Origin of the sequence: Paenibacillus ehimensis NBRC 15659 (assembly GCF_004000785.1) — a bacterium.
Classification (GTDB): Bacteria; Bacillota; Bacilli; order Paenibacillales; family NBRC-103111; genus Paenibacillus_G; species Paenibacillus_G ehimensis.
In genome coordinates, this window is the sequence record NZ_BILX01000082.1 from 15489 (window position 1) to 27549 (window position 12061).

Here is a 12061-nt window from a genome sequence, read left to right on the forward strand (position 1 = left end):
CAAGGGGTTGCTCCGTTTCAGAGCAGCACCTTGTGGACTTCGCCCGTCTGTCCGGCAATTTGGCGGACAATCTGTTGAATTGTTTGTGCATTCTCTGCTATGAACTCGGGATGAAGTACTTTGGCGTGAACCCCGATAAGCCGGTACTCTCTATAAGCTTGGCGGGTAGCCTCGCTCCATGTCGGCACATGGTGCTCCCGGATCACGGCTTCGGTTTCTTCCGTATACAGCCCGTGAATGTTCGCCTCCACCGTGCCGGTGTTAATCAACTGATCCCCGTAGGTCAAATAAGCCCTTACTTTTTGCTGAATCCGGTCGCGGATGAGCGGGTTTCTCGTCGCTCCCTCTTTCATACCCTCGACCAGATCAAGAATTTCGACAATGTCGTCTTCCAATTCTTCATCAGGCATGGCGTCGGTGACGAGTTGTCTGATCAAGGAATCAACCATGATCATATCCGAGACGCGGCACCCTCTTTTTTCCAGAGCTTTGGCGACTTCAAACATCAAATTGCCGCCTACGGAATAACCGAGCAAAACGTAAGGCGATTGACCCTGGACACGGATCACCTCGTCGGCATACCGCTCCACCATGTCGCCGTAATCTTCAATGCTGTCGATGAAGTCGATCGCGTACAACGCGCAGTGGCCTTCCAGCGCCTTCGCCAATTCAAGGTAGCTGAAGCCGTAGCCGCTTCCCGGCGGGAAGCAGAAAACGTTCACCGGCCCGTCGCTATTCAGCTTCACGAAATGGCTGCTGTCCCTGTCGGACCCGGATTCCCAGATCTCGTACGCCATCGATTCCACGGAAGGGTTTTGAAACACTTTATGAATGGGAAGCTCCGTCCCCGTTTCGGCATATACCCGCTGAACAAGCTGCATCAGGTTCAAGGAATGTCCGCCGAGGGCAAAGAAATTGTCCTTCACGCCAACCTGCTCCAAGCCGAGCACCTCTTGCCAGATTTGGGCGAGCTGCGCCTCCTGCGCCGTCCGCGGCGCCACGTATTCCAGTCCGGTATGTATGTCTCCATCCGGAGCGGGCAATGCCTTGCGGTCGGTTTTCCCGTTTGATGTCAGCGGCATGCGTTCCAGCTGCACAAAATAGGCAGGAATCATATACGCCGGCATTTCTTCAGACAACGCGCTCCTGAGCTCACTTACCGTCAGCTGCCGATCGGCGACGAAGTAAGCGCATAGCTGTTTCTGGCCGCTTTCGTCCTCCCGAGCCAGAACGATCGCTTCTTGCACGGACTCCATCTTCAATAACTGTGCTTCCACTTCGCCCAGTTCAATCCGGTAGCCGCGAATTTTGACCTGATGGTCGATCCGCCCCAAGTATTCGATACTGCCATCCTGCTGCCATCTAGCCAAATCTCCAGACTTGTACATCCTTTCGCCTGGAAAAAAAGGATCGTTCACAAACCTTTCCGCCGTAAGCTCCGGCCGGTGCAAATAACCTCGTGCCAGCCCGTCTCCGGAAACGTACATCTCCCCAGCGACTCCCACAGGAACGCATTTCAGATTCGGATCGAGCACGTAGACTCTTAATGTTGGAATCGGACGCCCGATATTACTTTTTCCTTGCTCGATTTCCACTTCCGTAATCTCTTTATAAGTCACGTGTACAGTTGTTTCGGTAATTCCATACATGTTGATCAACTGGACATCTGGATATCTAACTCTCCACTCTTTCAATATTTGCGGACTTAAGGCTTCTCCCCCAAAAATGACCTTTCTCAAGCTCAATTCCGTACCGTTATCAGCCAACGCTTCGCGGAGCAGCTGATAAAAATAAGTCGGCGTCTGATTTAAAATGGTGACCTGGTGTTGTTTTAGCAGCTGCAGGAATTGAGCCGGGTTTTTCGCCGTCAGCTGCGGCACGATGACCAACTTTCCTCCGTACAGCAGCGCACCGTACATTTCCCATACCGAAAAATCAAAGCAGAAGGAGTGGAACAAGGTCCAGATATCGGATGGTCCGAAATCAAACAGGTTTCTGCTGTTAAACAGCAGCCGCACCACATTCTTATGTTCGATTAAGGTCCCTTTCGGTTTGCCCGTTGTTCCCGAGGTATAAATGACATAAGCCAAATCGGTCGGCTTATTGACAGAAACCAGGTTGGAGGAATCTTCCATATAGGATTGCTCCTCGTCCAGCGGTACGATGGTTCCCTCAAAAACGATGATTTCCCGCAAATGGCTTTGAAGCAACAGAATCTGCGCACCCGAATCCGTCAGCATATAGCGGATACGCTCCTCCGGATATTCCGGGTCGATCGGCACGTAGGCCCCGCCCGCTTTCAAGATAGCCAATATGCCTACGACCATCTCAATGGAACGCTCGGCAGCAATGCCTACCAATTGGTCCGCCTGTACCCCTTTCGCACGCAGCGTTCGCGCCAAACGATTGGCCCGTTCGTTCAACTCACGGTACGTGAGCTGATCTTTTTCAAAAACAACCGCCACCCCCTCTGGATATCGCTCCGCCTGCTCTTCGAACAGACTATGAATCGTTTGCTCCCGAGGATAATCCGCCTGCGTATCGTTGAACAAGGTTAGCAGCTCATACTTCTCGGCATCGGATAAAACTTCAACTTGCCCGATTTCCGCTTCCGGTTGGAATAAGATGGTGGAAAAAAGGCGGAAAAGATGGTCGGTCACCTTTATCATAAAATCATGATCGTAACGGTTGGTATTAAAGCCTACTTTCAGTTGAATGGATCGATCCTCCGACTCAAACTGAAATACCGTATCTGCCTCTAAGCCCCGATTCAGCGCATCCGAATGAATTTTTGTATAGGAAATCAGAGTATTTACTATCGGTGCACCGGTTGAACTATACTGAAAATTCATTTCTTGAATCATTCTTCGGAACGGAATATGCTGATGCTCGATTGCTTCGCTGATAGACAGTTTGATCTGACCCAAAAGCGATTTCAATGTGCTTTCACGGGTCACCTGGTTTTTGATGACCAGAAAATCATTCTCTTCTGCCGACTCCGCAAAGGCGGGCATTCCTACCAAAATACTTTCTTGACGGGTATAGGTATAAAGCAGGCCTTTGACCCCCGCCAATAAAATCATGTAGACGGCCATGTCCGACCCGTTCGCTAAGGCGTTGATCCTCTCGGATATCTCAATGGGCAGCATACGATGAACAAGGCCGGTATTGGCTTTACGATCCGTATCGGCGGCAGTTATTGAAGACTTGCTATAGGGCAAAAAGCTCATTGTGTCTTCGGCATCAAGCTTTGCGGCCCAATACCTCTCTTCTTTTTCAAACACCGATTTCATAAGTCAGCCTCCCTACGAGCTTTATGGTGAAAAATTGGGAGTGTGTGCCCGGATTACCCGGACACACACTCTTTTCTTAGAACGAGAACTCGATGCTTTCTAACAGATGCTTGCTCTTTTCCGTTTGTTCATGAAGCTTGATCTGGCTTAAGCGGATTTCCGGATTCTCGCAGATTTGCTCCAGGACAGCCAACAAATCTTTAGACATTTTGCGGATCATGGTCGCTTTGAACAGTTTGGCGGCATACTGGAAGCTTCCTCGGATTGCGCCGTCGTCTTCGGCCACCGATAAGGTGAGGTCGAACTGTGCGGCGACCGTCTGATCGAAGACAAACGGAGTCAGGCTGAGGGCATCCGCTTCAATTCCGCGATCCTCGGTATTTTGCAAGACGAACATCGTGTCGAACACCGGATTGCGGCTCGTATCCCGCTTCACGTTCAACCGTTCGACAAGCTCTTCGAAAGGATAGTCCTGATGCTCGAAGGCTCCCAGCGTCGTCTCTTTGACCTCCTCCAGATAGGAGAGGAACGTTTTGTCGCCCGCCGGATAATTGCGGATCGCCAGCGTGTTGACAAACATTCCAATGACCGGCTCGACATCCGCGTGCGTTCTTCCGGCAACCGGCGTTCCGACGATGATGTCTTCCTGCCCGCTGTATTTGGACAGCAGTACCGTGTACGCAGACAGCAGAACCATATACAACGTGCTTTCGTGGCGGACCGCCAGTTCGTTCAGCCGCTGCGCAAGAGCTTCGTCAGCTTCAAATTCGAGCTCCGCCCCCTCGAAGCTTCGGGCGGCAGGTCGTTCATAGTCGGTTGGCAGCTCGATGACGGGCAGCTCTCCCGCCAAGGCTTGCAGCCAGTACCCTTCCTGCTTCTTCACGCGTTGGGCATACGCCTCGGACTGCTGCCATACAGCGTAATCCTTGTATTGAATCCGCAGAGGCGGCAGTTCCTCGCCCGCATACAGTCTGGAGAACTCCTCCTGCAAAATGCCCACGGAAGCGCCGTCCGAAACGATGTGATGCATATCCAGCATCAGAATGTGGCGTTCCGGCTCCACTTCCACCAGCCCTACGCGAAGCAGAGGCGGCTTCCTTAAATCAAACGGACGGACGAATCGTTTCGCAATTTCCACGGCCTCTTCCTGAGTCGCTTTGCTGTATTCCACGGCAAATTCGACCTCGTCGTATACGCGCTGAACAGGTTCGCCGTTCGCCATCTCAAAGCCGGTACGCAGCGTCTCATGACGCTCGATCAGCTGACGGAAGGCCGTTTCGAAGCGGCCGCGGTCCAGCGGTCCTTCGAGGGTCACGAAGCCCGGAATGTTGTAGCTTAGCTGCGCTCCTTCCAGCTGGTGCAGAATGAACAGCCGCTTCTGTGCGGAGGAAACCGGGTAATACTCCCGCTCTTCAACCGTCGGAATGGCGCTGTGCTCCTGCTGCTCCAGCCCGTCGATGACCTGGGCCAACGCTTCCACCGTCGGGAACCGGAATACATCCCGCAGCGGCAGATTGACGTTCAGCTCCTTGTTCACCTTGCTTGACAGCACCGTGGCCCGCAAGGAGTGGCCTCCGAGCTCGAAGAAGTTGTCCTTCACGCTAACCGGCCCGATTCCGAGCACTTCCTGCCAGATACGCACCAATTGAGCTTCCACTGGTGTACGCGGCTCTACGAAATCCGCGCCCGTCTGGACGCTTCCTTCCGGCGCCGGCAGCGCCTTGCGGTCGATCTTCCCGTTCGGCGTCAGCGGCATTTGCGCCAGCTGCACGAAGTAGGACGGAATCATGTAGCCCGGCAGCTCTTGCGATAACGCGCCTCTCAGCTCGCTCACCGTCAGCTCCCGTTCTGCCACGAAGTAGGCGCAAAGCTGCTGCTGCCCGTTTGCGTCGCCGTGGGCAATGACAATCGCTTCTTGAACGGAAGTGATTTTCAGAAGCTGCTCTTCGATCTCGCCTAATTCGATCCGGTAGCCGCGGATCTTCACTTGATGGTCGATCCGGCCCAAATACTCGATGTTGCCGTCCGGCAGCCAGCGGGCCAAGTCGCCCGTCCGGTACATCCGCTCGCCCGCCAGGAACGGGTTGTCCACGAATTTCTCCGCCGTCAGCTCGGGACGGTTCAAATAACCCCGCGCCAGTCCGGCACCCGAGATGCACAGCTCCCCGGCCACTCCGACCGGCAGCATGTGATTCTGCGAATCCACAATAAAGATTCGGTGGTTCGCAATCGGACGACCGATCGGAACCGATCTTAAATCGAGACCATTCGGCGAAGCCTCCCATACGGAAGTCACAATCGAAGCTTCTGTCGGCCCGTAGGCATTGAAATACCGGACCTTGTCCTTCCACTGCTGTACGAATTCGACCGAAGCGGCGGAGCCGCCCGTAATGAGCTTCTTCAAGCTCGGCATGCGGTCCGGGCTCAAATAGACGGCATAGGTCGGCGGCAGGATCGCTGCCGTAATGCCGTTCTCGTTCATGTAGCTTTCGAACAGCGGATAGTCCAGGATCGTATCCTTGGCCGGGATATACAAGGTTGCGCCAAAGAACAACGCTTTGAAAATTTCCCAGCACGAAGCATCGAACGACAAGCTTGCAAATTGTACGACCCGGTCCTCCTCCGTGATCCGCAGTGTTTCCGCGAACATGAGCTTCAAGCTGCACAGCCCGTGATGCTCGACCATGACCCCTTTCGGCTTGCCCGTCGTTCCCGACGTATAGATCACGTACGCCAGATGATTCGGCCCGACAACCGGCTCCAGATTCGAGCCGTCTTCGCTGTAGGCCTGCTCGTCATCCGCCGCGATCGCTTTTCCGGCAAACGATACGCGTTCCAGCAAATGACGCTGCGTCAGCAGCACTTGCGCACCCGAGTCTTCCAGCATGTACCGGATACGGTCTTCCGGATATTCCGGATCGATCGGTACGTAGGCGCCTCCGGCTTTCATGATCGCAAACACGCCGACGATCATCTCCAGCGACCGTTCGATCATCAATCCGACCGGCTGATCCGCCTGCACGCCCTCCGCTCTCAGCGTTCGCGCCAGCCGGTTTGCCCGCTCGTTCAACTCCCGGTACGTGAGCTGCGTATTCTCAAACACGACCGCCGCCTTATCCGGCAACCGTTCCGCCTGCTCCTCGAACAGACCGTGAATCGTCTGCTCCCGCGCATATTCCGCCGCGGTATCGTTGAACACGTCGATAATTTCCGCCTTCTCCGCCGCCGTGGCCAGCTCCAGGTCGCCTACGGAAGCTTGCGGATCGGCCACGATTTGCTCAAGCATATGCAGCAGATGCCCTTTCAACCGCTCCATATCGGCCTGATCGAAGACCAGCGAGTTGTAGTCGAAACGCACGACGATTTCGTCTCCCGGGAAGACCGTCACCGTGAAGTTATAGTTCGTGTGCTCCGCCACATCGACGTCTGTAATCGAGAGCGTACCGCTATCGTCCCCGCCGGCCTGCTCTACCTGTTCGTCCATCGGGTAGTTTTCGAATACCAGCAGATGGTTGATCAGCTCTTGCTTTTGAGCGCTTTGGGCCTGGATTTCATACAGCGGGTAGAAGTCGTAGCGACCCGATTCCAGCGCAGCCTCCTGCATTCTTCCCATCACGTCGGCAAAGCTTTCCTCCGGCTGGCAGGCGACGCGGACCGGAATCGTGTTGATAAAGAGCCCGATCATTTCTTCGATGCCCGGAATTTCCGCCGGCCGGCCCGAAACGACGCTGCCGTACACCACATCGTCGGTTGCGTTATACTTCTGCAGAATGACGCCCCATGCCGCTTGCATCAGCGTATTCACCGTCACCCGGCACTGCTTCGCGGCCCGGTTCATCCGGTCGCTTAACTGTTTATCCAGCTCGCAAACGACATGTCCGGCCGCGTAGCCTTCGGGTCGTTTTTGCGCTTTCTCCTGAGGCAGCGCCGTTTGCCCTTCATATCCCGCCAAATATTCCGACCAATACGCGGATGCCGCTGCGCCGTCCTGCTTCTCCAGCCATTCGATATACTGGCTGTAGGCCGGCGCCGCTTTATGTTCGGGACGGTCGCCCTGAACGTAAGCCTCATACGTTTCAAACAATTCCTTGACGACCAGAGGCAAGCACCAGCCGTCCATCAGGATATGGTGGAAGCTCCAGAGCACCCGGTAGCTTGCTTCCTGCGTGCGGATGACCGCAACGCGCACCAGCGCATCCCGCTCCAGATCGAACCCGCGGGCGATGTCTGCTTGCTCCAGCCTTTCGACGGTCGCCTGCTGTTCCGCTTCCGGCAAATGGCTCAGATCTTCATAGGCGAATCCGATCCGTTTGTCGCGGTAGACGATTTGCAGAGGTTCCCCTCGCGGACCGCTGAAGAAATTTGTCCGCAGGATCGCGTGGCGGGCGACCAGATCGTTCCAGCTTCTGGCGAACAGCTCCGCATCCAGGCTTCCCTGCACGGTAAACCGCATCTGCTCGAAGTACGCACCCGCTTCCTTGTCCAAGGTCGTGTGGAACCACATGCCCTTTTGCATCGGCGTAAGCGTATAGATGTTCTCGATTTCCCCGATGTGGCGAGTCTGCGCGGAAATTTGCTCCAGCTCCTCGACGGAGAGCCCTTTGAGCTGGACATCGCTCGGCGTCAGCTCCGTCCATTCTTTCGCCGCGCAATGCGCGATGATTTCCTGCAGGCTTTCCTGCAGCATGCCGGCCAGTTCCTCCACCGTCTCGCGATGGTATTCCTTCCGGCTGTAGCTCAGCTCGAGCGCCAGCGAACCGTCCGTGATCATGCCGTTGATATCCAGCACGAAGCTGCGGGCTTGCCGGCCGCTCATTTCCGAACCGCTCGAATACGGCGATAAGCCGATATCGTTATTGGACAGATCCTGATCGAATTGCCCGAGATAGTTAAAGCTGATCTCCGGTTCCGCTCCCCATACGGTTCCGTCCGGCTGGGCGGACAAGTAGCGGCATAAGCCGTACCCGATTCCCTTGTTCGGGATTCGGCGCAGATCCTCTTTCACTTTCTTGATCCGGGTAGACAAGCTCGTGCCCGGCTCCATCCGGAGCAGTACCGGATACTTGCTTGTAAACCAGCCCACGGTGCGCGTAATGTCGATATCCGTCATGATGGATTCCCGGCCGTGTCCTTCCAGGTTCACCAGCAGACGATCGAGGCCGCTCCATTTCTGCACCGCCATGCCCAGCGCCGTCAACAGGATATCGTTCATTTCCGTGTTGTACGCCCGATGGACTTTCTTCAAGAGCTGCTCCGTCTCCGCGCGGCTCCATTGAATGGTGATGGATTCGCTATCCTGCTGCAGCGAAAGATCGGATGGCATATCCTTAGGCAGCTGCGCCACGGCGGTCTGGGCAATTTGCTCCCAATATGCCCGCTCGTTCTCCATCGCCGGACCTTGCGCATACGCGGCGAGCTGCTCGGACCATGTGCGGAACGAATCGGTTTTCGCCGGAAGGCGAACCTCTTCTCCCTTGGCAGCCTGCTCGTAGCCGAGGGCGATATCCTCCAGCAAAATCCGCCAGGAGACGCCGTCGACGACGCCATGGTGAATGACGAGAAGCAGATGATCGCCATCCTCGCATTGGAACAGCCCCGCTTTAAACAGCGGACCTGCTTCGAGGTCGATGCTGCTCTGAATTTCGTTCGCCTTGGCTTCGACCGCTTGCTCGCAAGACTTGACGTCTCTGAAATCGACCACTTCCAGGCTGTACAGCTCGCCTTCTCCAACGGCCCGGTTCCATGCGGTATAGCCGTTCTCCGCCTTGCGGAAGACGATACGCAGCGCATCGTGATGCTCCGCAAGCTTTTGCAGCACTTGACGAAGCGCCGCCTCGTCGAAGCGATCCTTCCGATACAGCATGAAAGCCTGGTTGAAATGATGCGGGTCGGTCAACGGCTGCTCGAAGAACCAGCGTTGAATCGGCGTCAGGCCCACCTCTCCGGTCACTTTGCCCTGATCGATCATGCGGGCCACCGGTTGAATATGCTGGCTCAGCTGCGCCAAGGTCGGATATTTGAACAAATCGCGGATTTCCAGCTTGTACCCGGCCTGATGCAGACGGGACGACACCTGAATCGATTTGATCGAGTCTCCGCCCAGCTCGAAGAAGTGATCCGTCACCCCGACGCGCTCGGCCCCAAGCACCGCCTGCCATACGGCAGCCAAAGCCTTCTCCTGCTCGGTCCGCGGCGCGACATACTCCGCTCCCACAGGCGCGCTTCCTTGCGGGGCCGGCAGCGCCCTGCGGTCGATCTTCCCGTTCGGCGTCAGCGGCATCCGCTCCAGCGGCACGAAGTGCGACGGAATCATGTAGTTCGGCAGCTCCTGCGATAACGCCGCTCTCAGCTCGCCGACCGTCAGCTCGCGGTCCGCTACGAAGTAGGCGCACAGCTGCTTCTGCCCGTTTTCATCTTCGCGCGCGATCACTGTCGCTTCCTGCACGGACGCGAGTTTCAAAAGCTGCTCTTCGATCTCGCCAAGCTCGATCCGGTAGCCGCGGATTTTCACCTGCTCGTCGATCCGGCCTTTATATTCCAACGTTCCGTCCGGCAGCCATCTTGCCAGGTCTCCCGTCCGGTAGAAACGCTCGCCGGGGCGGAAGGAGCTTTCCACAAACTTCTCCGCCGTCAGCTCCGGCCGGTTCAAGTAACCGCGCGCGACGCCGTCTCCGCCGACGATCAGCTCACCCCATACTCCGACAGGCAGCAAATTCAGCTTGCTGTCGACGATGTACGCCGTAGAATTGCTGATCGGCTTGCCGATCGGCACCGCTTCCTTCTGCTCGCCGACGATCGTATGCGTCGTGGAGAAGGTCGTATTTTCCGTCGGGCCGTATCCGTTGACGATGCTGAGTCCCGGATGCTCGCGCAGAACCCGGTTAATATGCGGTACGGAGAGCACGTCGCCCCCGACGATCAAGGTTTTCAGTCCGGCGAACATGCCGCTGTCCTGCTGCGAAAGCTGGTTATACAACGGAGCCGTCAGCCACATCGTGTTAATGCCGTACCGCTGAATCGCGGTTTTCAAGCTCGAAGCGTCCAGAATCGTTTCGTTGCACACCACATACAGTCTTCCGCCGTTCAGCAGCGCGCCCCATATTTCGAAGGTCGAAGCATCGAATACAACCGCGCCCGTCTGCAAAATATGCGTCTGCTCGTTCAGCTCGACGTAATTGGTATTTTTCACCAGGCGCACGACGTTGCGGTGTTCGACCATAACGCCTTTCGGCTTGCCCGTCGTTCCCGAAGTATAGATCACATAGGTCAAATGCTCCGGACCGTTGACAGGCTCCAGATTGGCACCGTCCTCGTGGTAAGCTCCCTCGTCGTTCAAATTCACGAGCTTGTCCGCAAACGGCGCGCGGTCCAGCAGATGCCCTTGGGCAAGCAGCAGCTTCGCGCCCGAGTCCTCCAGCATATACCGGATGCGTTCTTCCGGATAGTCCGGATCAATCGGCACATAAGCGCCTCCGGCTTTCAGGATTGCGAGCATGCCAACGACCATTTCGAGAGAACGTTCGACCATAAGGCCTACCAATTGATCCGGCTGCACATCCGCTTCCCGCAAGGTGCGCGCCAACCGGTTCGCCCGTTCGTTCAGCTCGCGGTATGTCAGCTGCTTGCCCTCGAACGCAACGGCCAGGCGATCCGGCGTGCGCTCCGCCTGTTCCTCGAACAATTGATGAATCGTTTTATCCGAAGGATACTCGACTGCCGTAGCGTTGAAGACGCGCTGAATGTGCTCCTTCTCCTCCGACGTGATCATTTCCAGCGAAGCAAGCGGCGCTTCCGGAGCCTGCACGATGGCGGTAAGCAGTTGCTCGAAATGCTTCGCCATCCGCTCGATCGTTTCCCTTGTATACAGGGCTGTGGCATATTCCATGCTTAACTCCAAGCCTTCGCTGCCTTCCGTGACGTCCACGCTCAGGTCGAATTTCGCGACGGTATGCTCGCCCGGATACGGAGTCAGCCGCAGTCCTTTGAGCTGAAGCTCTCCGGTTTCTTTGTTTTGCAGCGCAAACAGCGTATCGAACAGCGGGTTCCGGCTCAAGTCGCGGGCAGGCTGCGCCTTCTCGACCAGCTCCTCAAACGGGTAGCTTTGATGCTCGTAGGCTCCCAGCATCGTTTCCTTCACTTCGTCCAGGAACGAACGGAACGTCTTCTTGCCGTCCGGGTAGCTGCGGATGGCCAGCGTGTTAACAAACATCCCGATGATCGGCTGCAAATCGCCGTGCGTTCTTCCCGCGATCGGCGTGCCGACGACGATGTCTTCCTGGCCCGTATATTTTTGCAGCAGCACCTTGTAGGCGGCCAGCAGCACCATATACAGCGTTGCGCCGCTTTCCGCCGCGATCCGCTGCAAGCCTTCGCCGAGCTTCGGATCCAGCTGGCGCTGAAGCAGGCTTCCTTCGAACTTTCGCACCGCAGGGCGCGGATAATCCGTCGGCAGTTCAAGCACAGGCAGCTCGCCGCGGAACACATCCAGCCAATAGGCCTCCTGCCGCTTCATCAGCTCCTGCTGCGCTTCGGACTGCTGCCATACCGCATAGTCCTTGTACTGAATGCGCAGCGGCGTCAAGCTTTCGCCGTTGTACAACCGGCCGAACTCTTCGGTCAACACGTCCGTCGAGACGCCGTCGGAGACGATGTGGTGCATATCCAGCATCAGAACGTGGCGGTCCTTCGCCAGCTCGACCAAACCTACGCGCAGGAGAGGCGGCTTCGCCAAGTCGAACGTGCGCACGAATCCGCGTACGATGTCCCCC

General features: G+C 56.3%; 2 protein-coding genes. Both read right to left on the reverse strand.

The window, feature by feature from the left end; genetic code table 11:
- Positions 1–17: 17 nt before the first annotated feature.
- Positions 18–3293, reverse strand: a complete 3276-nt coding sequence (locus tag PEH01S_RS29215) for a non-ribosomal peptide synthetase (protein ID WP_127489672.1) — start codon at positions 3291–3293, stop codon at positions 18–20.
- A 76-nt stretch (positions 3294–3369) separates the two neighbouring features.
- A partial coding sequence (locus PEH01S_RS29220; RefSeq protein ID WP_407669495.1) for an amino acid adenylation domain-containing protein occupies positions 3370–12061 on the reverse strand: 8692 nt, incomplete at its 5' end.